A 20,782-nucleotide genomic window follows, 5' to 3' on the forward strand; every position below is an offset into this window, starting at 1 on the left:
CCGGCGCGCCGCGACCGGGCCCGGAAAGCCGGACAGGGGTCCGGCCGGCGGGTGCCGACCGGACCCCTGTCGGGTCCCGCTGACCAGGTTCAGCCCTTGGCCACCTGGTAGAGCCGCTCCGGACTGACCAGGCCGGCCAGCACCCGCCCGTCATCGGTGAGCAGCACGCTGAACAGCTTCGAGCTGAGCAGCCGGCCGCTGCCCCAGTCGCCGCTGACCTTGGGCAGCACGGTCAGCATGCCCGCCAGGTCGGCGCCCGCCGGCCCGCCGCGCCCCGTACCGGCCGTCGGCCCGCCCCGGCCCGGCTCCCGCGCGGTGCCGTCCGCCCCGGTCAGGCCGGTCTCGTCGAGCCGCGCCACCAGCACGGTGGTCCAGCCGGTCCCGACGGTACGCACCCCGTCCGGCCGCTTGTCGGCGTCCGGCCGGTGCTTGCCGGCCGGCCCGTGCGCCTCGGTGGACGCCTCGGTCATCGTCACCCCGGGCGGCGGGTTGAACCGGAACTGGTCCGCGTCGGGCGTGCGGAAGTCCACCTGGGTGAAGGCCACCTCGAAGGCGGGCTCGTCGACGCCGTCGGCGAGCACCTCGAAGCGCAGCGGCACGTGCTCCTTCGCGTCCAGCGCGATGCGCACCTGGTGCACCAGGGAGTCCTTGTCGCGCGGGGTGAGCACCAGTTCGTACACGTCCCGGCCGGCGACGGTGGCGGCCCGGCCCACGGTCACCGCGGTGCTCGGGTCGATCGCCGCGAGGGCCCGGTCCGCCGCGTCGGCCGGGGTGGCCGGCGCGGTCGGCATCCCCGCCTCGCCCGCCGGCAGCGTCCGGTGCGAACCGGTGTTCGACCGGCTGCTCCAGGTCCAGACGTCCCGGCCGTTGCGCAGCACGTCCGACTCGCCGAGGGTGTCGAGCAGCGCCAGCCGCTGCCGCTCCGGGCCGGCGTACCAGACCCGCACCGTGTGGGTGCCGCTGACCAGGCCGGCCAGGCCGCCCTCGCCGCCGGCCATGCCGGCCAGGTTCGCCAGCGGCGGCAGCCCCAGGTCGGCGCGCTGCACCACGGTGCCGGAGAGCCCGTCGAGGCGGGACGTGCGCAGGTCATCCAGGAGCTGCGCGGCGGTGCGCGGGGGCAGGGCCGGGTCGGCGGTGGCGGCGAAGGTGCCGACGGCCGCGCCGCCGCCGATCACGGCGACCCCCGCGGTCACCGGGACCAGCCAGCGCAGCACGGCACGGTTCTTCAGAACAGACATGGTGGATACCTCCTGCCCACCATGCTGCAACCCGGGCGCTGTGAAGCCGCTGAGGAGATCCCCTACGGGGTGTCGTGGGGGTGGCACCCTGGACGGGTGCGGTTGCTGGTGGTGGAGGACGAGTCGCGGCTCGCGGCGGCGCTGCGCCGGGGCCTGGTGGCGGAGGGGTTCGCGGTGGACGTCGCGGGCACCGGGCCGGCCGGTCTGGACGCGGCCCGGCACGGCGAGTACGACGCGATGATCCTGGACGTGATGCTGCCCGGTCTCTCCGGCTACGAGGTGGTACGCCGGCTGCGCGCCGAGGAGCACTGGCTGCCGGTGCTGATGCTGTCGGCCAAGGACGGCGAGTACGACCAGGCCGACGGGCTGGACTGCGGGGCCGACGACTACCTGACCAAGCCCTTCTCGTACGTGGTGCTGCTGGCCCGGCTGCGGGCGCTGCTGCGCCGGGGCGCGCCCGAGCGGCCCAGCGTGCTCGCCGTGGGCGACCTGCGGCTGGACCCGGCGCGGCGGCGGGTCACCCGGGCCGACGCCGAGGTCTCGCTGACCGCCCGCGAGTACGCCCTGCTCGACTACCTGATGCGCCGCGCCGGCCAGGTGGTCTCCAAGACCGAGCTGCTGGACCACGTCTGGGACGCCAGCCTGGAGACCGCCCCGAACGCCGTCGAGGTCTACGTCGGCTACCTGCGCCGCAAGATCGGCCGGGACCGGCTGGAGACCGTCCGGGGCGCCGGCTACCGGCTCAGCACGTGAGAGGCCGGCGCGGCATGCCACCCGGCCTCGGCCTGCGCGCCCGGCTGATGCTGATCGGCGTCGCGGGGCTGAGCGTGGGGCTGGCCCTCGGCGGCGTGCTGCTGCTCGGCGCGCTGGGCTGGACCCTGCAACGCTCGGTCGACGCCGAGGCGTTCCGCACCGCCGACGCGGTGGCGCTGCTCGCCGCCTCCGACGCCCTGCCCGACCCGCTCCCGGTGGCAGGCGGCCAGCTCCGGGTGCAGGTGGTGGACGCCCAGGGGCGGATCCGGGCCGCCTCCATCGACGCCGACCGGCTGGTGCCGATGCTCCGCCCGGACCAGCTGCGCGGTGGGCAACGGCAGCGCCTCGACGTCGACGGGCGGCGGGTCGGGCTGACCGGGCCGGTGCGGGTGGTCACCGTACCGGCGGGCAGCTCGCTGGACCCGCTCACCGTCGTGGTCGCCAAGTCGGTGACCGACGTCCGGCACAGCCTGCACGTGGTCCGCACCCTGCTGCTGGTGGGTTTCCCGTTGCTGGTCGCCGGGCTGGCCGCGGTCGCCTGGCGGGTGGTCGGCGCGACGCTGCGGCCGGTGGAGGCGCTGCGCCGGGGCGCCGCCGAGATCACCGACCGGGCCGGCCCGGGGCGGCTGCCCGTCCCGGCCGCGCGTGACGAGATCCAGCGGCTCGCGGTCACCCTCAACGACATGCTCGACCGGCTGGCCGCGGCCCGGGCCCGGCAGCGCGCCTTCGTCGCCGACGCCGCGCACGAGCTGCGCAGCCCGCTGGCCAACATGCGCACCGAGCTGGAGGTGGCCCGACGGCTCGGCCCCGAGACCGACTGGCCGGCGGTCGCCGACGACCTGCTCGCCGACACCGAACGGCTCGGCCGGCTGGTCGACGACCTGCTGCTGCTGGCCCGCCTCGACGAGGAGCCCGGCGCGGCGGCGGTGTCCCGCCCGGTCGGGCCGGTGGAGCTGGGTGAGCTGCTGCGGGCGGTGGTCGGGCGTTACCCGTCGCCCCCGGTGCGGCTGGTGCCGCCGGCCGGACCGGTGTGGACCGAGGGAGATCCGACCGAGCTGCGCCGGGTGCTGGCCAACCTGGTGGAGAACGCGCTGCGGCACGCCCGGGGCGAGGTGCGGCTGGAGGTGACCGGGGCGGAGGCCGGCGGTCCGGTGCCCGGTCCGCGCCGCGCCGGGCCGGGGGAGCGGGCGTACCACCTGGTGACGGTGACCGACGACGGGCCGGGCATCCCGGCGGCCGAACGGGAGCGGGTGTTCCAGCGGTTCACCCGGCTCGACGACGCGCGGGCCCGCGACGACGGCGGGGCCGGGCTGGGGCTGGCCATCGTGCGTGAGCTGGTCCGTCGGGCCGGCGGCACGGTCGAACTCGCCGACGCCGACGGCACCGGCCTGCGGGTGAGCGTACGGCTGCCCGCGCTGGTCGAGCCGGACGCCGGCTGAGCCGTCAGCCCCGTCGGGTGCAGACCGGCGCGGCCCGGGCCACCACGTCGGTGGACCAGACCACCGCCACCGTGAAGCAGTAGTCCTGGGTGCGGCTCAGCCCGTACGCGACGTAGCTGTCGGTGCCGGCGGGCAGCTCCTGGAAGGTGTGCTGGGTGTCCCGCGACCGGCCCCCGGCGATCACCACCGGCCCCTCCGCCCCGGACGGGTACGTCCAGCTCAGCAGGATGCTGTCCCGCCGGTCGGTGAGGCGGACCCGGCCGGGCGGGGTGCCCGTGGCGGCGGGCGGGGGCTTCGGCGTACCGGTGGGGGAGGCGGGGCGGCTCGCCGACGGGACCGCGCTGCCGGCGGGCGCGGCCGTCCGCTGGGACCGGTCCACCCGGGACACCCCGGCGATCACCGCGACCACGCCGAGCAGCAGGGCCACCACCACCCCGATCACGACCAGCGGCAGCCACGGCGTGGCGCGGCGCTCGGGCACCGGAGGGCGGGGCACGTGCACCGGCAGGTAGCGCGACGGCGACTCCGGCTCGGCGGCCCGGGACACCCGGCGTACGCCCGCCGACTCCTCGCCGGTCAGCCCGACCACGGCCGGCGGCAGCGCGGTCTCCCCGGCCGACGGGTCGTCGGCGTCGAACTGTTCCTCCGGCGGCCACCAGTCGTCGTCCGCCGGCCCGTCGTAGCGGCCCGCACGGTCGTCGGTGGGTTCGTCGCGGTCGTCCACCGGCCCGCCGTGGGCCGGGGAGTCGCCGGGGAAGTGGCCCGGCCCGGCGTGGCGGTCCGCCGACCCGCCGTAGGGATCGGCGCGACGGTCGGTCGGCAGGTCGTAGGGGCCGGCGCTGCCGGGGCCGCTGCCCGCCGGTGCGTAGGGGTCGGCCGTGGCGTCGCGGTCGTCCACCGGTGCGGCGTGGGGATGGGCCGGACCGGGGTGGCCGTCGGCGGGCTCGGCGTAGGGGTCCGGGCTGGCGGTGGCGCCGGGCCACCGGGAGATGTCGTCGGCCGGCCCGGTCGAGCCGTACGGCGAGGGGTGGTAGGCCTCGAACGGCGGGTGGTCGTCGTCGAGCGACGGGTCGTGGGCGTCGGCCGGGTGGTCGTCGTCGGGGTCGAGCGGCAACCGGGGGGTCGGCACGGCGGGTCGGACCGGCTCGGCGGGCGGGCCGGTCCGGCGCGGCGGGTGGTAGAGCAGCGGCTCCGGCGGCCCCTCGGCGGCCGGGGGGACCCGGGCGGCCGGCACCACCGGCGGCTCGGCGGCCGGCTCCGGCGCGGCGCAGGCGTGGTCCGGGTCGGCGGCGGCCCGGGCCAGTGCGGACACCTGCGTGGCGAGCGGGTCGTCGGGGGCCAGGTGCAGCGCGCAGAGGTCCTCGGCGAGCGCCAGGTGCTCGTGCGACTCGGCGTACCGGCCGCAGTCGCGTTCCATCGCGCCGAGCTTCGCCAGCATCTTGATGCCGCTGGGGTGGCCGTCGCCGTACACCTCGCGGTGCAGCTCCCAGGCGTCCTGGAGCCGGTCGCGGGCGAGCTGGCACTGGCCGCGGGAGTATTCCACCGTGGCCAGGTCGGCGTGGGCGGCCAGCACCCGCTGCGACTCCGGCCCGTCCCGTGCGGTCAGTTCGATGATGACGTCGGAGTAGAGCCGGGCGGCGCGGGCGTCGCTGCCGACCCGGTGCAGCACGGCCGCCAGAGTGGCGGCGGCGGTGACGGTCCGCTCGTCCGAGCGCCCGTGCAGCCGGGTGTTCGCCGCGTACGCGAAGGCGGCCCAGCCGCGCGCCGAGTGCGGCTCGCCGAGGGCGACCAGGACCCGCGCCTGCAGGCCGGCGGCGTCGGCCAGCTCGGGGGAGGCGTTGCCGGGGCGCGGGTCGGCGTCGGTCAACGCGTCGGCGAGCAGCCGTTGGGCACCGGCGAGGTCGCCTTCGGACACCAGGTGGTGCGCCTGGACAGTCAGTTCAGCGAAGCCGGAGGACACGCCCCATCGTGCTCACCCGACGACGGTAAGTACAACCCCCGGAGTGGATCAGTTTGGTCAGCATCCGGTCAGGTGGTCGGCGAGGGTCTCGCTGATCCGCCGGAGTTGGTCCACCTGAGCCGGGCTGAGCGCGTCGAAGAGGTGCCGGCGTACCCCCTCGACGTGGCCGGGCGCGGCGGCGGCGAGGGTGGTGAAGCCGGCCTCGGTGAGCACGGCGAGCTGCCCACGCCGGTCGGTGGGGCAGTCCTCGCGGCGGACCCAGCCGGCGTCCTCCAGCCGGGCGACCGCGTGCGAGAGCCGGCTGCGCGAGGAGCCGGTGGCGTCCGCCAGCTCGCTCATCCGCATCCGTCGCTCGGGGGCCTCGGAGAGCCGGACCAGGATCTCGTAGTAGGCGTGCGGCATGCCCGCGTCGCGTTGGAGCTCGCGGTCGAGGGTCTCCATCAGCGCCCGGGAGGCGGCCAGGAAGGAGCGCCAGGTGCGTTGCTCGTCGGGGTCCAGCCACCGGGTCATGACCACCATCATAGATCCTGTTGTTGAACGCTCAACTAAATCGGGGTACCGTCCGAGGTATGGGAATCCACCGCCTCAACCACGCCGTGCTCTACGTCCGTGACCTGGAGCGCAGCGTCGCCTTCTACCGCGACGTGCTCGGCTTCCGCCCGGTGCCGATGACCCCGGACGGGTTCCGGGGGGCGGCCTTCCTCCAGGCGGCCGACTCGACCAACGACCACGACCTGGGCCTGTTCGAGATCGGTGCCGCCGCCGGCCCGTCCCCGGCCGGCCGGGCCACCGTCGGCCTCTACCACCTGGCCTGGGAGCTGGACACCCTGGACGAGCTGGCCGCCACCGCCGAGCGGCTGGCCGCCGCCGGGGCGCTGGTCGGCACCTCCGACCACGGCACCACCAAGAGCCTCTACGGCCGGGACCCGGACGGCCTGGAGTTCGAGATCGTCTGGATCGTCCCGGCCGACCTGCTCGACGACGCCGCCCTGGCCGCCCGCAAGCGGATCGGCCGGCTCGACCTCGACCGGGAGCGGCAGCGCTACGGCGGCCAGACCCGCGGCGGCGTCGGAATCTCCGTCCCGGCCTGACCCCACCGCCGCCGCGGCACGCCGGCCGGCCCGATGGCACGGACGGGCCGGCCGACGTCGCGGCGGGCGCGGACCGGTTGCGCCGACCGCCGTCCAGGCCGCCGGTGGCGTGCGGTAGAACGACAGGATGCCGACCGACGCCGTCCTCCGTGAGCTGCTCGTCCGCCAGCTCGACCACTGGCTGCCCCGGGCGCTGCACCGCTCGCGGCGGGCCACCGTGGCCCTCGCGTACGCCGGGGACGACGCCGGTGGCGCGGAGGCCGCGCTGCGGGTGGTGGCCGAGTTCGCCGACCGGCTGCGTGGCCGCCGGCTGACCGTGCTGGTCCTCGCCGACGGCGGGACGGGGCTGCCGGCCCGGCTGGGCGCGGCCGAGGCCGGCCTTCCCGCCGAGGTCGCCGTGCACGTGGTGCCCGGCCACCCGGACCGGTTGCCGGTGGCGCTCAAGGCGGCCGGCGCGGCCGGCGCGCCGCTGCTGACCGTGGTCGACGGCGGGGAACCCGGACCGGCGCTGCTGGCCGCCGCGGCCGCCGGCCGACCGGCCGAGGTGCTGCTCGTCACCACGCCCGGCCGGCCGCTGCGCCCGGCCCTGGTCGGGGCGGGCTTCCCGCTGGTCACCGAGGTGGAGCTGGTGCCCGCCGACGGGGGGCCGGCCCGGCTGCTCGGCTACGGCACCGGCTCGGACCGGGGGCTGGAGGCGCTCAAGGACGCGCTCTGGGCCGTCGACGAGTACGCCGGGGTGCGCTACCGCGACCCGGCCGACCCGGCGGGGCGGCTGCTCGACATCGGGCTGGACCCGGAGCCGGGCCCGCTGCGCCGCGAACTGCTCGCCGAACTCACCCGCTCCGGTCCCCGAACGGTCACCGAGCTGCGCCGCTTCGCCGCGACGTCGACGGTCTACCGGGCCGAGGACGCCAACCGGGCGCTTGCCTCGCTGCTCGCGGCCGGGGCGGTGGCGCGGGAGCCCGAGCACGGCCGGCTCGGCGGAGACGTGCTGATCAGCCCCGTCCCGGGCGGGGACGCTGGGTCATCTGCTTGACCACGATGGACGCCCCGGTGGCGACCACCCCGATGCTGAAGATCATCTGTACGCAGACCAGCACCCGGGCGATCTGCCCCTGGGCGTGCACGTCGCCGTACCCGACGGTGGTGAGCGTGGTCAGCGCGAAGTAGAGCGCGTCGATCCGGGTCGCCAGGTTGGCGAACTCGGCCGGGCGGGTGCGGGCCACCACGAAGTCGGCGAGGGCGAAGACCAGCAGGCCGGCGATCAGGGCGACGGCGAGCCGGATCAGCGCGCGCACCTCCGCGTCGCCGGTCGGCTGCTCGACCCTGAGCTGCCGGCGTACCTGGCCGGTGACGAGGAACGCCACCACGACCACCAACAGCAGGGTGCCGAGTGAGCGCAGGGCCAGCCGGACGCCGTTCGGATCCGGCTCGACCGGGACCACGAAGTAGGCGAGCAGCAGCAGCGCGACGCCGGCGGCGGCGCGTCGCCGCTCGCGTCGGAAGCTCTCGTCGACCATGCCGCGATTGTCCGCGTGTCGGTGTCACCCCGGCGGCGGAACGGCGATCCCGGTCGTCGGCGTCGAGGGCACGGAGACGCCGAACGGGGTGCCGGTGAACCACCGGCACCCCGTTCGACGTCGGGACGTCACGCCCGGGACTTGTCCTGCTTCCAGGAGAGCGGGCCCGGCAGGTCGACGCGGTGGGCGCGGGTCCGGGAGTTCCAGGACCAGCGGCCGAGCTTGATGCTCCAGGAGGAGAAGCCGTTCTCGGTGTAGTTCAGGTAGAGCGGGCCGAACTTCTGCCGCTTGCGGAAAACGATGCCCATCGCCGGGCTCCTCTCTCGAATCTCCCTGCCTCTGCGAGATCGAACATGCCCGAAACCGCCGCGCGCGAAACCCCCTCGGATCCGCACAGGACGGTGGTCGGCAATCCCTACTCAACCAGTCGGTGTTAAGGGGCCGTAAACGCAGCTGGGGAAGGGGTGTAACAACTGCGGCGGCGTACATCTCACTCCATGGAAGAGCGTTGACCGGGCGCGACGGCGGCCGGCAACATGAGGACATGTCGCAGCGGGACGAGCTTCTCCTCACCGCTCGCGTGCACGTCGACCTGGTCCGGCACGCGAGCGCGCTCTGTTGAGCTGATCCGCCTCCGCACCGTCGCACCCTCCTCCCGCACCGCCCGCTCCCGTCGCCGGCGCACCGCCGCCCCGGCCCGGACGCGGCGTGCCGTCACATCCCCGCCCGGCCATCGCGCCGTGCCGTCGCACCCCGGCTCGGCCACTGCGCCGACCGAGGGCCCCTCCACCGCACCGTGGACAGATCAGGAGCCGATCCATGGCCTCATCCCGTCATCCCCTTCGGCGTACCCTCGCCGCCGCCGTCGCCGTGCTCGCCCTCACCGCCGCCGCCGGCTGCGGCACCGACGCCGCCGCCGGCGGCAAGCAGACCACCGAACTGCGCTACCAGGGCTCGGTCGGCCAGGTGACGCTGCCCGAACTCGCCGCCGACCTGGGCTACCTCGGCGACGTCAAACTCAACTGGATCGGCAACGTCACCGGCGGTCCCGCCGACATCCAGGCCACCGCCACCGGGCAGAGCGACTTCGGCGGCGCGTTCAACGGCGCGATCGTCAAGCTCAAGGTCGCCCACGCGCCGATCACCGCCGTGGTCAGCTACTACGGCTCCGACGCGCAGACCTTCCAGGGCTACTACGTGCTGCGGGACAGCCCGATCCGTGGCCCGCGCGACCTGATCGGCCGCAAGGTCGGCATGAACACCCTCGGCGCGCACGCCGAGGCGGTGCTCAAGACCTGGCTGGTCCGCAGCGGCCTCACCCCGGCCGAGATCGCCACGGTGCAACTGGTCGCGCTGCCGCCGGTCAACACCGAACAATCGCTGCGGGCCAAGCAGATCGACGTGGCCGTGCTGGGTGGCGTCATCCGCGACAAGGCCGTCGCCAACGGCGGCATCCGGACCGTCTTCACCGACTACGAGCTGCTCGGCGCGTTCAGTGCCGGCAGCTACGTCTTCCGTGACGACTTCATCAAGCGCAACCCGGACACCGTCAAGGCCTTCGTCACCGGGGTCGGCAAGGCCATCGAGTGGGCCCGTACCCAGCCCCGGGAGACCGTTGTCACCCGGCTGAAGTCGATCATCGCCAAGCGCGGCCGCAACGAGGACACCACCCTGGTCGGCTACTGGAAGTCCACCGGCGTGGCCGAGCGCGGCGGCGTGATCACCGACCGGGAGTTCGCCACCTGGATCGACTGGCTGGCCGACGCCGGTGAGCTGAAGGGCGCGAAGCCGAAACCGGCCGACCTCTACACCAACAAGTTCAACGAGTTCGCTGCCGCCGGCGGTGGCGCATGAGCACCGACAAGATCCTCTTCGACCGGGTGACGAAGGTCTTCCCGGGCCGGCGTGGCAGCGGCGGCGCGGTCACCGCCCTCGACGACCTCACCCTCGGGGTACGCCCCGGCGAGTTCCTGGTCGTCGTCGGCCCCAGCGGCTGCGGCAAGTCCACCCTGCTCGACCTGCTCGGCGGCCTCGCCACCCCGACCTCCGGACAGGTGCTCGTCGACGGCCGCCCGGTCACCGGTCCCGGCCTCGACCGGGGCATCGTCTTCCAGCAGTACGCGCTGCTGCCCTGGCGCACCGCCGCCGGCAACGTCGCGTTCGGACTGGAGGCCAAGGGCGTGCCCCGCGCCGAGCGGGCCGACCTGATCGCGTACCACCTCGACCTGGTCGGGCTGACCGGGTTCGCCGAGCGCTACCCGCACGAACTCTCCGGCGGCATGAAGCAGCGGGTCGCCATCGCCCGCAGCCTCGCGTACGACCCGGACGTGCTGCTGATGGACGAGCCGTTCGCGGCGCTCGACGCGCAGACCCGCGACTCGCTCCAGGACGAGCTGGTCCGGATCTGGCAGGCCACCGGCAAGACCATCGTGTTCATCACGCACGGCATCGACGAGGCCGTGCACCTCGGCGGCCGGGTCGCGGTGATGACGTCGCGGCCGGGGCGGATCAAGCAGGTCATCGACATCGAGCTGGGCGACCGGGACGCCGTCGAGGACGTCCGCTCCTCGGACGCCTTCCGGCACCACCGGCACCAGATCTGGACCCTGCTGCGCGACGAGGTGCTGGCCGCCCAGGCCACCGGCCGACCCGCCCCGACGGGCAGCCGCACCACCCGGGCCGGAGGCGACGGTGGTCGTACCCCCGGCCGGACCGGAACCGGCGCGCGGCGCGCGGCGCCGGCGGCGGCCCGCACCGAGGAGGCCCGCGTTGGTTGACATCGCCGAACGACCCGCGCGCACGGTGACCCGACCGGCGGCGGTCGAGGTCGCGCCGCCCGCCCGCACCGGCCGGTTGCTCGGCCTCGGCGGCCGGGTGCTGCACCGCAGCGCCGCGCTGCTCGCGCTGGCCGCGATCTGGGAGGCCGCGCCCCGCGCCGGGCTGGTCGACCGGGTGTTCCTGCCGCCGCTGTCCGAGGTGCTCGCCGCCTGGTGGGCGCTGCTCACCAGCGGCCAACTCGCCGAGCACGTGGGGGCGAGCCTGACCCGGTCGCTGACCGGCCTCGCCCTCGCGGTCGCCGGGGCCATCCCGCTCGGGCTGCTGATCGGCTGGTACCGGCCGCTGGCCGACCTGCTCGGCCCGCTGCTGGAGGTGTTCCGCAACACCGCCGCGCTGGCCCTGCTGCCGGTCTTCGTGCTGATCCTCGGCCTCGGTGAGACCTCCAAGATCGCGCTGGTGGTCTACGCCTGCTCGTGGCCGATCCTGCTCAACACCATCGCCGGCGTGAAGGGGGTCGACCCGCTGCTGATCCGCTCGGCCCGCTCGATGGGCCTGAACCACCTGCGGCTGTTCCAGAAGGTGATCCTGCCGGCGGCCGTGCCGACCGTCTTCACCGGCGTCCGGCTCGCCGGGGCCTACTCGATCCTGGTGCTGGTCGCCGCCGAGATGGTCGGCGCGAAGGCCGGGCTCGGCTACCTCGTCAACTACGCCCAGTACAACTTCGCCATCCCCGACATGTACGCCGGCATCATCACGATCTCCGCCATCGGCCTGCTGGTCAACCAGCTCCTCGTCGCCGGGGAACGCCGCTTCTCCACCTGGCGCGTCGACGTCACCGCCTGAGAGGAAACCCCTGATGTCCCGAACCCTGCACCTCAACGCGTTCCTGATGGGCGTCGGCCACCACGAGGCGGCCTGGCGGCACCCGCGTACCGACCCGACCCGGGTCGCCGACGTCCGGCACTTCCAGGAACTCGCCCGGACCGCCGAGCGCGGCACCCTCGACTCGGTCTTCCTCGCCGACGGCCTCGCCGTCGGACCGGCCGTACGGCACAACATCCAGGCCGTCTTCGAACCGCTCACCCTGCTCGCCGCGCTGGCCACGGTCACCGAGCACGTCGGCCTGATCGCGACGGCCTCCACCACCTACAACGAGCCGTTCAACCTGGCCCGCGCGTTCGCCTCGCTGGACCACCTCAGCGGCGGCCGGGCCGGCTGGAACATCGTCACCTCGGCCCAGGCCCGGGAGGCGTGGAACTTCAACCTCGACGACCACCCGGCGCACGCCGACCGCTACCGGCGGGCCGCCGAGTTCGTCGACGTGGCGGTCAAGCTCTGGGACAGCTGGGAGGACGAGGCGCTGGTCCTGGACGCCGCCGCCGGGGTCTTCGCCGACACCGACCGGGTGCACCCGATCGACCACACCGGCGACCACTTCCGGGTCCGTGGCCCGCTCAACACCCCGCGCCCGCCGCAGGGCCGGCCGCTACTGGTGCAGGCCGGCTCGTCCGCCGACGGGGTCGCCTTCGCCGGCCGGTACGCCGAGGCCGTCTTCACCGCCCAGCAGACCCTCGCCGACGCGCAGGGCTTCTACGCCGCGCTGAAGCGGGCCACCGCCGCCGCCGGCCGCGACCCCGACGGCGTCAAGGTGCTGCCCGGCATCGCCCCGGTCATCGGCGGTACGGAGGCCGAGGCGCGGGCGCTGGCCGACGAGCTGTCGGCGCTGATCGTCCCCGAGCACGCCCTCGCCCAGCTCTCCGGCATGACCGGTCTCGACCTGACCGGGCTGCCGCTGGACGGGCCGCTGCCCGACCTGCCCGACGTCAGCGCCGTCCAGTCGCACCAGAGCCGCTACCAGCTCGTGGTCGACCTGGCCCGACGCGAGCGGTTGACCATCCGTCAGCTCATCACCCGGCTCGGCGGCGGACGCGGGCACCGGGTGGTCGCCGGCACCCCGGAACAGATCGCCGACCAGATCGAACTCTGGTTCACCGAGGGCGCCGCAGACGGCTTCAACGTGATGCCGCCACTGCTCCCCTCCGGCCTGGACGCGTTCGTCGACCACGTGGTGCCGCTGCTGCGCGCCCGGGGCCTGTTCCGGCACGAGTACACCGGCCGCACCCTGCGCGAGCACTACGGCCTGCCCCGCCCGGCCAGCGGCTACGCCACTCGCGAGCTGGTGACCGCGTGAGCGGCGAACTGCTCCCCGTCGACCGGGACACCTTCCGCGCGCTGCTGCGCCGGCAGGCCAGCACCGTCACCGTGGTCACCGCGGTGGCCCGGGGCACCGCCGACCCGTCCTGCCTCGGCGGTCTCGCCGAGCCGGTCCGGGCCGGCTTCACCGCCACCTCGTTCACCTCCGTCTCGCTGCACCCGCCGTTGGTCTCCTTCTGCCTCGGCGTCGAGTCGTCGAGCTGGCCGGTGCTGGCCCGCGCCGAACACGTCGCCGTGCACCTGCTCGCCGCCGGCCAGCGCGAGGCCGCGCGGGTCTTCGCCACCAGCGGCATCGACCGGTTCGCCGCGTACCCGCACTGGACCGCCGGCCCGTTCGGGTTGCCGCTGCTCGACGGGGTGCTCGGCCGGCTGCTCTGCCGGGTGGTCCGCCGGGTGCCGGCCGGCGACCACACGCTGGTGCTCGCCGAACCCCTGGCGCTCGGCGCGGGCGAGGACGGCGACCCGTTGGTGCACCACCGGGGCGGCTACACCACCGCCGGCACGGCGGTGCCGGCGTGACCGCCGCCGTGGACCTGCTCGCGCTCGACCGGGCGGCCCAGGACCTGCTGTTCCGGGCCGCCCGCACGGCCAACACCTTCACCGCCGAACCGGTCACCGACGCGCAGGTCCGGGCCGTGCACGATCTCGTCCGGTACGGCCCGACCGGCACCAACTCGCAGCCGCTGCGGGTGCTGCTGCTGCGCTCGCCGCAGGCCCGGGCCCGGCTGCTGCCGCACCTGAGCGCCGGCAACCGGGACAAGACGGCCGCCGCCCCGCTGGTCGCGCTGCTCGCCGCCGACACCGACTGGCACGAGCGACTGCCCGAGGTGTTCCCGCACCGGCCCGAGGCGCGGAGCTGGTTCGCCGACGACCCGGCCGGCCGGGAGGAACAGGCCCGGCTCAACGCCGCGCTCCAGATCGGCTACCTGATCGTCGGCGTCCGGGCCGCCGGGCTGGCCGCCGGGCCGATGGCCGGGTTCGACCCGGCCGGCGTGGAACGCGAGTTCTTCCCCGACGGCCGGCACCGGGTGCTGCTGGTGCTCAACATCGGCCGGCCCGGCCCGGACGCCTGGCAGGACCGGCTGCCCCGGCTGCCGTACGAGGAGGTGGTCCGCACCCTCTGACGCGGCTCGGCGGTGCGGTCAGCGTGGTTCCCAGGCGTCGGGGAGTGCGGTGAGCTTGCGCACGTGCGCGGGGAGCCGGCCGCCGGCCAGCTCGGCGAGGCTCACCTCGTCGACCACCCGCCGCACTGCGGCGCGCACCGCCACCCAGAGCCGGGGCAGGTGCTGCGCCGCCCCCTCGTACGAGGTCTCCTCGGGGCGCAGCCCGCGTACCCCGGCGAGGGGGCCGTCGACGGCGCGCAGGACCTGCCCGACGGTGACCTCCCGGGGCGGCCGGGCCAGCGTGTAGCCGCCCTCGGCGCCGCGCTGCGCCCGGACGATCCCGGCCCGGCGCAGGTCCGCCAGGACCGCCTCGAGGAACTTGCGGGGCATGTCCTGCTCCGCGGCGATGGCCTGGGTGGACAGCAGGGTGGGGTACGCGACGGCCAGGCTCAGTGCGGCCCGGACCGCGTAGTCGCCGCGCGCGGAGATCTGCACCCCGCCATCATGCCGGTCCCGGCCGGTCGGGGGAGTCGGCGGGCTGACGGGGACGCACCATCCGGACCGGGGCCGGGCGGTCCCGGGCGGCCCGGAACGCCCCCGGGCTCGCCCCCACCTCGCGGGTGAAGAAGCGCCCGAAGTTGGTCGGCTCGGGAAAGCCGAGCCGCCGGCCGATCCGGGCGATCGGCTCGTCGGTGGCGGCCAGCAGCCGACACGCCTGCAACGCCACCCGCTCGTCGATGACCTGCTTGGCGCTGCGTCCGGTCACCGCCAGGCAGGCCCGGGTGAGGGTACGCACCGAGCAGCCGAGCCGGGCCGCGTAGTCCTCCACCCGGCGGGTGTGCTGGTAGCCCCGTTCCACCTCCCGGCAGAGCCGGCGGAAGGTGTCGGTCTCGGCGCGGACCGCCGGCTGCTCGGTCGGGCCCGGCAGCAGGCACAGCCGCAGCAGCAGCACGGCGAGCTGGTGGCGCAGCAGCGACCGGGCGGCCGGCACCCCGGCGTGCCGGTCGGCGTCCACCGCCAGCTGGGTCACCTCGCTGATCACCGCGTCCTCGTCCTCCCCGGCGAGCTGCCGGTACGCGGGCACCGCGTCCGGGTCGACGTCCAGCCCGCGCAGCGTGTCCGCGCCCCAGCGGACCACGGTCGCGTCGAGCTGCGGGCCGAGGCAGCGCAGCACCTGGCCGGGGCGGGCCCGCAGCAGCGTGCCGGGGCGGCAGGGCAGTGCCCGGAAGTCCAGTTCGGCGCTGCCGTGACCGCCGGTGACCAGGATCAGCAGTTCCGCGTCGAGCAGCACCGGGCGGGACCAGCCGGACGCGGGCGCGAGGTCGCCGAGGACGCCGATCACGATCTCGTCCGTCGCGGGCGGGGCGGAGCGCAGGTCGGTACGGCTGGACGGGGGGAGCTGTCCGGTAGTGACCATCGTCCCGACGTTAACCGGACCCGCTGCATCCTGCACGTTGGCATTTCCGCCGCTCGCGGTCACCCTTGTCGCCCCGTACGCGGGACGGTTAGGTTACCGAGCGGTAGCGCCTGGGTCGCCGCAGCGGCCCGCGGCTCCCGCGACTCGCGATGGAATGGGCATGACGGATCTGTTCTCGGTCGAAGGCAAGACGGTCCTGGTCACCGGCGGCTCCCGAGGCATCGGGCTGATGATCGCCCAGGGCTTCGTACGGGCCGGTGCGAAGGTGATCATCTCCTCGCGCAAGGCCGACGTCTGCGAGAGCGTGGCGAAGGAGCTCTCCGCCGAGGGCACCTGCGAGGCGATCCCCGCCGACCTGAGCCACGACGAGGGTGCGTCGGGCCTGGCCGCGGCCGTGCGGGAGCGCACCGGTGACCGGCTCGACGTGCTGGTCAACAACGCCGGCGCCACCTGGGGCGCGCCGCTGGAGACGTACCCGGAGGCGGCCTTCGACAAGCTCTGGGCGGTCAACGTCAAGGCCGTCTTCCGGCTCACCACCGCGCTGCTGCCGGCGCTGCGCGCGGCAGCCGGCGCGGACGACCCGGCCCGCGTGATCAACATCGGGTCGATCGACGGCCTCCGCGTCCCGTTCATGGAGGTGTACGCCTACTCGGCGACCAAGGCGGCCGTGCACATGCTCACCCGCAGCCTCGCCCATCAGCTCGCCGGCGAGCGGATCACGGTCAACGCGATCGCGCCCGGGCCGTTCGAGAGCAAGATGATGGCGTTCGCGCTGGACGACCCAGCGGCGCGGGCGGCCATCGAGCAGCAGGTGCCACTGGGCCGGATCGGCCGACCGGAGGACATGGCGGGCACCGCGATCTTCCTGTCGTCGCGGGCCGGGGCGTACCTGACCGGGGCGGTGATCCCGGTCGACGGGGGCATCACGACGCACGGCTGACGTGCGCCGACGACCGGGGCCGCGCGGACTCGGCAGATCCGCGCGGCCCCGGTTCGCGTCGTTCAGCGGCCGGCGAGCAGCCGGGTGACCGCCGTGTCGACGTCCAGGTGCTCGGCCTCACGGCCGCGCGGGACGACGACGTAGGTCCGGCGCAGGAAGCGCACCAGCACGCTGCGAGGGACCTCGAAGAGGGCGTTGCCGTCCGGGGACGACAGCGCGAGCGCGACGAAGTCGCCGCGCGGGGTGGCCCACGGCCACACCCGGACGTCGCCGATGCCGGCCGGCTCGTCGAGCCCGGTGACCAGCAGTTCGCGGGCGAACGACCAGCTCACCGCCTCGCCGCCGGCGGATTCGGCATGGAACAGGACATGGACCGCATACGGGTCAGCAGGGTCGTAGCGCAGACTGGCACGCACCGGCAATGCGGTGGCGTCAGGCGCGACGAGCCTTAGCGACGTCTCGACCTCTACGGTCGTCGGTCGGATGACACTCATGGACGTTCTCCCCCCGGCACCGCGTGCGGAACGCGCGTGTCCCGCTTTTCCCATACTCAGGTGCTACTCCTGGCTACGCTCCGCCATACGCTGACTTCACCCAGTGGTGGGAAGGGGGTCGGAAACGCCGCCGAGAATGTGAAAATTCTTGTAGGATCTTCCGTTCTGCCCAGTCCTCGATGCCGCCCGGCACGGGTGGATCAGTCGTCGACTTACTCCGGTAACGTCCAGTCCTCAGCAGGGGTGACGGTCCGGGGCGACACTGGGGGTGGAAATGGTCTCGAAGAGTTCCTCAGTGGAGCAGCGGACCACGGCCGACCCGCCGAAAGGAGCGGCCCGAACAGCCGAAAGGCGGGGGTACGAAGTGCCAGCCCAACAGGGTCCGCGAACCGCTGTCGCGGAGCGCCGGCGCGGCGGCTGGCGGGGCCGGCTGCACACCACCCTCGACCTGATCCGGGCCAACCCCACCGGCCGGGTGGCCCTCAAGATCTTCATCGGCATCCTCGGCGCGCTGATCGTCACCGTCGGTATCGCCCTCATCCCGCTGCCCGGCCCCGGCTGGCTGCTGGTGATCGCCGGCCTCGGCGTCTGGGCCGTCGAGTTCCACTGGGCCCGCCGGCTGCTCGCCTTCACCCGCCGGCACGTGCACGCCTGGACCCGCTGGGTCACCAGCCGCTCACTGCCCGTACGCCTCCTGCTCGGCGCCGTCGGCCTGGCGTTCGTCGCCGTGGTGGTCTGGGCCTCGCTCAAGTACAGCCTCGGCATCGACCTCTTCGCCCGGGCGCTGCACTACCTCGCGACGCACTGAGACCCGATTTTTGGTCCGGGTGCTCGATCAGGTAGAGTCATCGTCGCTGAGGGCGATTAGCTCAGCGGGAGAGCGCTTCGTTCACACCGAAGAGGTCACTGGTTCGATCCCAGTATCGCCCACGCAGGTCAAAGGCCACTTCCCGGCAACGGGAGGTGGCCTTTGTGCTGTCGTACACCAGCCCGGTCATCGTGCGTGGCTGAGCACCTGCATGGCGAGTCTGGGGTGGACGTCCAGGTCGGCCAGGAGTGTGGCGCAGGTTCGCCTGGCGTCGTGGACGGTGATCGGCTTGACGCCTGCTTTCTCGCACCTCGTCTGCCAAGAGCGTGGGAAGTTGCGCGGCTCGATAGGTGTGCCCTAGCGGGTGGTGAAGACGAGTCCGGTTTCGTGGTGTCGCGGCGCAGGAGTTGGCCGCGTACCCGTTGGAGTTGGCGGCCGATGGTCGGCGCTCCGGCGTCGAGGTCGACGTCCTCGCAGGTCAGGCTGAGGGCCTCACCCTTGCGGAGGCCGGTGACGAGGACCAGGGCGCACGCGGCGTAGAGCGGATCCTCGTCCGCTCTCGCGGATCATGCAACGGCCGATGATGGAACCACCGCACACCGCCGGTTCGCCGCGCACAGTCGCCACCGTGCGAATGAAGGGCTGGCGGCAGGCCATGACACCCGAGAGGAGCTGACTGATGACCGACTGGCGCTCGTTGTGGGATGCGGTGGTCGCGAGCGATGTGAGCACCCGAGACGGCCTTGGCTGGGAGTTCACCAACCGGACCGGTGCACCGGCCTGGGCCGTCTTCCGGGAGGACGGCGGCCCGTTCCCGGTCTTCTCCGCGGCGCGCGGGCACATCATGCCTTCGGCGGACGACTTGGCCGCCATGACGCGGGAGGCTGTGGCGGACCTCTTGGCTGCCGCTGGACTGGCTGACCGACACGGCTGGATCACGGAGAACATCTCGGCCGCACTTCTGCTGGCCTCCATGAGTGTCGAGTCGTGGGAGGGAGTGGAATGGGCCCTTGAGTCTGGTCCTGACGATGTCGCGATCGCGTGGGCCGAACCCGACGCCGCGCGAACGCCCTACGCCTGGCTACGCGCCATCGGTGCCGACGCATCGGCAGAGGTGAGCATCTACCAGGATGGCACGCTCTCCGGCCTCTGCTTCATTCCGACGGTCGAACTCCGACTGCCGGAGCTCGACTCCGGCTCGCTGCGGTCCCGCCGAGGGATTCCACTCGTACGCGGCCCGATCAACCAGGTGGAAGTCGTCTACGACACCGTTGTCGAGGGCTGTCAGGGTGGGGGGCTCGTGAGCGAGGTCCTGCTGCACGGCGACCACGCGTCGACGTTGCTCATCGCCGCCGAAGCGTATTCCCGGCACGAGTGGCACCTCTTTGACGAGTCCGTAGTCGCTCTGACTGAGCCGACCACGGCCGACGCCCTGGCCTGGATCCCTGAGCGGCAACGTTGGCCGACTCGGGCTGTTCCGCCGGAGTCCGTACGTGCGTCAAGGCCCGCTTGATCCTGAACTGAGGAGATGTGTAACGGGGATGACGTCGTTGGATGCTGTGTTCAACGCGGCCCGCACCGCAGCCCCAGGGGCCTCTCGGTCGGTGTTCGGGGAAATCGAGCGGAGCCGGGCCGATGTGGCCCGGCCCCGCTCCTGATCAGGACGGGCGGAGCGACGTGAAGAACTGCCTCAGTTCGCCGGCGAGCAGGTCCGGTTCCTCCAAGGGCATGAAGTGTCCGCCCCTACCTGGTTCGCTCCAGTGCCGGATGTCGGTGCAGGCGCGTTCGGCGATCTCGCGAGGGTAGTTGGCGTACGAGGGTTCTGTGCTCACCGTGAACCCCGCGGGCACGGTGATGTCGGGCCGTGGGCTGTTGTGGTCGAAGTCGTAGTACTGGCGGAACGAGGAGCCGATGGCGCCGCTCGCCCAGTAGAGGGTGATCGTTGTCAGCAGGGTGTCCCGGTCGAAGCGGCTTTCCAGGTCGCCGTGGTTGTCGCTCCAGTCCCGGTACTTGTCGATCATCCAGGCGGCCAGCCCGGCCGGGGAGTCGACCAACGAGGCGGCGATGGTGTCCGGCCGGGTGCCCATGATGGCGCTGTAGCCGCCGTCGGTCTGGTCGTAGGCCGCGTCCGCATCGAGGTACGCCTGCTCGGCGGGGGACAGTGGACGGGAGTCGAAGCTGGCCGGGAACGGCGGGTGGATCATGTGAATGCCGGCCACCTGCTCGGTGTACAGGGTGCCCAGCCAACTGGTGACCACGCCGCCGATGTCGCCACCGAAGGCGCCGTAGCGTCGGTAGCCGAGGACGTCGGTCATCAGCAGGTGCAGGGTCTGCGCAATCGCGGCGCGAGTGAGCGGGCCGTCCGGCAACTCCGAGTAGACGAATCCGGGCAGGGAAGGCACCACCACGTCGAATGCGTCGGCGGGGTCGCCTCCGTACTGGGCGGGGTTGGTCAGGCGATCGACCAGCGGCAGCATTTCCACGAAGCTGCTGGGCCAGCCATGGCTCAAGATGAGCGGCAGCGGTGCGGGTGCGTCGGCCGGACGTATCCCCGGGACGTGAAGGAAGTGGATCCGCCGACCGCCGATCCGGGCCTGGTAGTGCGACAGCGTGTTGAGTTCGGCTTCCCGAGCACGCCAGTCGAAACCGTCGATCCAGTAGGACACCAGCTGCCGCAGGTAGTCCGGGTCGGTGCCGGCCCGCCATGGCTGGTCGTCGCTGCGGCCGGTGAAGCGGGTACGGAGCAGTCGGGCCCGCAGGTCGTCGAGTACCTCGTCCGATACGTCGATACGGAAGGGGGAGAAGGTCATTGTTCCTCCGAGTTGGAGGGCGCTCCCCGACGCGAGATCAGCAGACAGGGATGGCCGGGTGGAGCGCCCAGACGTGACATTGGGTGTTCACCGGGCTCACCTCCCCTCATCGCTGACAGCGTCACTCTACACATCCACTTCTGCCACGATCAGCGCGCCGACGCGTCGCAGATCAGGCGGCGGCTCATGTGGGGCCGACGTCGAGGGCCCACAACGT

The 20,782-nt window shown here is 73.7% G+C and carries 22 protein-coding genes, 1 tRNA gene and 1 pseudogene; 14 read left to right on the forward strand and 10 right to left on the reverse strand.

Annotated elements, in window-relative coordinates; all coding sequences use genetic code 11:
- Positions 1-89: 89 nt before the first annotated feature.
- The gene (locus tag GA0070611_RS00555) at positions 90-1,238 is read right to left on the reverse strand and encodes a LolA family protein (protein WP_091655807.1); all 1,149 of its coding nucleotides are present in this window, start codon (positions 1,236-1,238) and stop codon (positions 90-92) included.
- A 96-nt stretch (positions 1,239-1,334) separates the two neighbouring features.
- On the opposite strand from GA0070611_RS00555, the gene GA0070611_RS00560 reads away from it, so the two are divergent.
- The gene (locus tag GA0070611_RS00560) at positions 1,335-1,991 is read left to right on the forward strand and encodes a response regulator transcription factor (RefSeq protein WP_091655808.1); all 657 of its coding nucleotides are present in this window, start codon (positions 1,335-1,337) and stop codon (positions 1,989-1,991) included.
- Positions 1,992-2,038: 47 nt separating this feature from the next.
- Positions 2,039-3,430, forward strand: coding sequence for a sensor histidine kinase (locus tag GA0070611_RS00565; protein WP_091672261.1), 1,392 nt, complete (start codon positions 2,039-2,041; stop codon positions 3,428-3,430).
- Positions 3,431-3,434: 4 nt separating this feature from the next.
- Here GA0070611_RS00565 and GA0070611_RS00570 read toward each other — a convergent pair whose 3' ends face one another.
- Positions 3,435-5,345 carry a tetratricopeptide repeat protein gene (locus GA0070611_RS00570; RefSeq protein WP_407940403.1) on the reverse strand — a complete coding sequence of 637 codons (1,911 nt, stop codon included), beginning with the start codon at positions 5,343-5,345 and terminating at the stop codon, positions 3,435-3,437.
- Between the two features lie 102 nt (positions 5,346-5,447).
- Entirely contained in the window at positions 5,448-5,909 is a 462-nt protein-coding gene (locus tag GA0070611_RS00575; RefSeq protein WP_091672264.1) for a MarR family winged helix-turn-helix transcriptional regulator, read from the reverse strand.
- 50 nt (positions 5,910-5,959) lie between these two features.
- On the opposite strand from GA0070611_RS00575, the gene GA0070611_RS00580 reads away from it, so the two are divergent.
- Both GA0070611_RS00580 and GA0070611_RS00585 read left to right on the forward strand, forming a co-directional pair.
- Positions 5,960-6,481 carry a VOC family protein gene (locus tag GA0070611_RS00580; protein ID WP_091655810.1) on the forward strand — a complete coding sequence of 174 codons (522 nt, stop codon included), beginning with the start codon at positions 5,960-5,962 and terminating at the stop codon, positions 6,479-6,481.
- A gap of 127 nt (positions 6,482-6,608) precedes the next feature.
- The gene (locus GA0070611_RS00585) at positions 6,609-7,517 is read left to right on the forward strand and encodes a hypothetical protein (RefSeq protein WP_091655811.1); all 909 of its coding nucleotides are present in this window, start codon (positions 6,609-6,611) and stop codon (positions 7,515-7,517) included.
- On the opposite strand, the gene GA0070611_RS00590 is transcribed toward GA0070611_RS00585, so the two are convergent.
- Together GA0070611_RS00590 and GA0070611_RS00595 are read right to left on the reverse strand one after the other, a co-directional pair.
- The gene (locus GA0070611_RS00590; RefSeq protein WP_091655812.1) at positions 7,477-8,001 is read right to left on the reverse strand and encodes a potassium channel family protein; all 525 of its coding nucleotides are present in this window, start codon (positions 7,999-8,001) and stop codon (positions 7,477-7,479) included. The genes GA0070611_RS00585 and GA0070611_RS00590 overlap by 41 nt on opposite strands.
- Positions 8,002-8,129: 128 nt before the next feature.
- Entirely contained in the window at positions 8,130-8,309 is a 180-nt protein-coding gene (locus tag GA0070611_RS00595) for a DUF4236 domain-containing protein (RefSeq protein WP_091655813.1), read from the reverse strand.
- A gap of 511 nt (positions 8,310-8,820) precedes the next feature.
- Between GA0070611_RS00595 and GA0070611_RS00605 the strand changes: the two genes are divergently transcribed.
- The 6 genes from GA0070611_RS00605 to GA0070611_RS00630 are packed head-to-tail and all read left to right on the forward strand — an operon-like array spanning position 8,821 to position 14,117.
- The gene (locus GA0070611_RS00605) at positions 8,821-9,855 is read left to right on the forward strand and encodes an ABC transporter substrate-binding protein (RefSeq protein WP_091655815.1); all 1,035 of its coding nucleotides are present in this window, start codon (positions 8,821-8,823) and stop codon (positions 9,853-9,855) included.
- Complete coding sequence (locus tag GA0070611_RS00610; RefSeq protein WP_091655816.1) at positions 9,852-10,778, forward strand: ABC transporter ATP-binding protein; 927 nt, start codon at positions 9,852-9,854, stop codon at positions 10,776-10,778. The genes GA0070611_RS00605 and GA0070611_RS00610 overlap by 4 nt, the downstream gene beginning before the upstream one ends.
- Complete coding sequence (locus GA0070611_RS00615; protein ID WP_091655817.1) at positions 10,771-11,622, forward strand: ABC transporter permease; 852 nt, start codon at positions 10,771-10,773, stop codon at positions 11,620-11,622. The genes GA0070611_RS00610 and GA0070611_RS00615 overlap by 8 nt, the downstream gene beginning before the upstream one ends.
- A gap of 13 nt (positions 11,623-11,635) precedes the next feature.
- Complete coding sequence (locus tag GA0070611_RS00620; RefSeq protein ID WP_091655818.1) at positions 11,636-12,970, forward strand: LLM class flavin-dependent oxidoreductase; 1,335 nt, start codon at positions 11,636-11,638, stop codon at positions 12,968-12,970.
- Entirely contained in the window at positions 12,967-13,512 is a 546-nt protein-coding gene (locus GA0070611_RS00625; protein ID WP_091655819.1) for a flavin reductase family protein, read from the forward strand. The genes GA0070611_RS00620 and GA0070611_RS00625 overlap by 4 nt, the downstream gene beginning before the upstream one ends.
- Positions 13,509-14,117, forward strand: coding sequence for a malonic semialdehyde reductase (locus tag GA0070611_RS00630; protein ID WP_091655820.1), 609 nt, complete (start codon positions 13,509-13,511; stop codon positions 14,115-14,117). The genes GA0070611_RS00625 and GA0070611_RS00630 overlap by 4 nt, the downstream gene beginning before the upstream one ends.
- A gap of 18 nt (positions 14,118-14,135) precedes the next feature.
- On the opposite strand, the gene GA0070611_RS00635 is transcribed toward GA0070611_RS00630, so the two are convergent.
- Positions 14,136-14,591 (reverse strand): RrF2 family transcriptional regulator, encoded by a 456-nt coding sequence (locus tag GA0070611_RS00635; RefSeq protein ID WP_091655821.1) that lies wholly within the window; start codon positions 14,589-14,591, stop codon positions 14,136-14,138.
- A gap of 7 nt (positions 14,592-14,598) precedes the next feature.
- Entirely contained in the window at positions 14,599-15,513 is a 915-nt protein-coding gene (locus GA0070611_RS00640; RefSeq protein WP_091655822.1) for a helix-turn-helix transcriptional regulator, read from the reverse strand.
- 160 nt (positions 15,514-15,673) lie between these two features.
- On the opposite strand from GA0070611_RS00640, the gene GA0070611_RS00645 reads away from it, so the two are divergent.
- Entirely contained in the window at positions 15,674-16,453 is a 780-nt protein-coding gene (locus GA0070611_RS00645) for a glucose 1-dehydrogenase (protein ID WP_091672267.1), read from the forward strand.
- Between the two features lie 62 nt (positions 16,454-16,515).
- Here GA0070611_RS00645 and GA0070611_RS00650 read toward each other — a convergent pair whose 3' ends face one another.
- On the reverse strand, positions 16,516-16,947 hold the full coding sequence (locus GA0070611_RS00650) for an SsgA family sporulation/cell division regulator (RefSeq protein WP_053653619.1): 432 nt from the start codon (positions 16,945-16,947) through the stop codon (positions 16,516-16,518).
- Between the two features lie 274 nt (positions 16,948-17,221).
- On the opposite strand from GA0070611_RS00650, the gene GA0070611_RS00655 reads away from it, so the two are divergent.
- Complete coding sequence (locus tag GA0070611_RS00655; RefSeq protein WP_091655823.1) at positions 17,222-17,755, forward strand: TIGR02611 family protein; 534 nt, start codon at positions 17,222-17,224, stop codon at positions 17,753-17,755.
- Between the two features lie 50 nt (positions 17,756-17,805).
- Positions 17,806-17,877, forward strand: a tRNA-Val gene (locus tag GA0070611_RS00660).
- A gap of 67 nt (positions 17,878-17,944) precedes the next feature.
- Here the strand turns inward: GA0070611_RS00660 and GA0070611_RS32340 are convergent.
- A pseudogene (locus GA0070611_RS32340) lies at positions 17,945-18,321 on the reverse strand (tyrosine-type recombinase/integrase); the annotation flags it as partial.
- A gap of 113 nt (positions 18,322-18,434) precedes the next feature.
- Between GA0070611_RS32340 and GA0070611_RS00670 the strand changes: the two are divergent.
- The gene (locus tag GA0070611_RS00670) at positions 18,435-19,268 is read left to right on the forward strand and encodes a hypothetical protein (protein WP_091655824.1); all 834 of its coding nucleotides are present in this window, start codon (positions 18,435-18,437) and stop codon (positions 19,266-19,268) included.
- 145 nt (positions 19,269-19,413) lie between these two features.
- On the opposite strand, the gene GA0070611_RS00675 is transcribed toward GA0070611_RS00670, so the two are convergent.
- Positions 19,414-20,565: an epoxide hydrolase family protein gene (locus GA0070611_RS00675; RefSeq protein ID WP_091655825.1), complete on the reverse strand. Its 1,152-nt coding sequence runs from the start codon at positions 20,563-20,565 to the stop codon at positions 19,414-19,416.
- Positions 20,566-20,782: the final 217 nt, after the last annotated feature.

This window comes from Micromonospora auratinigra, assembly GCF_900089595.1.
GTDB lineage: Bacteria > Actinomycetota > Actinomycetes > Mycobacteriales > Micromonosporaceae > Micromonospora > Micromonospora auratinigra.